Source organism: Kitasatospora putterlickiae, from assembly GCF_039527695.1.
Taxonomy (GTDB): domain Bacteria; phylum Actinomycetota; class Actinomycetes; order Streptomycetales; family Streptomycetaceae; genus Kitasatospora; species Kitasatospora putterlickiae.
Genome location: NZ_BAAAKJ010000246.1, coordinates 527 through 868, shown reverse-complemented (window position 1 = coordinate 868; position 342 = coordinate 527). Strand labels below are relative to the sequence as shown.

The 342-nt window shown below is 77.8% G+C and carries 1 pseudogene; it reads right to left on the bottom strand.

The window, feature by feature from the left end:
- Window positions 1-182: pseudogene (locus tag ABD308_RS24810) on the bottom strand (hypothetical protein); the annotation flags it as partial.
- Window positions 183-342 lie beyond the last annotated feature (160 nt).

Below are 342 nucleotides of genomic sequence, written 5' to 3'. Positions count from 1 at the left end.
CCGGCCTGCTGGACCGGCTGCTGCGGGGCCGGCGGCTGCTGCGGCCGGCCGGCCTGCTCCGGGCGGACCGGGTTCGGCATGGGCGGCAGCACCGGCTCCACCAGGCCGAGGCCCAGCGGGTCGCGCGGGTCGATGTCGCTGGCCTCGAACCGGGGGCGGGCGAACTGTTGGGTGCTCTCCATCGGGGCGGGCTCGGCCGCGGGCAGCGGCTGGGCCGGCTGGACCTTCGGGAGCGGCTGGGTCCGCTGGTTCTGCTGCTGCGGGTCGCCCGGTGCCGGCCGCTGCGGGCGGCGGCCTCGACGAGTTCGACCGTCGACCTGATCGCCAGGCCGAGTTCCTGGA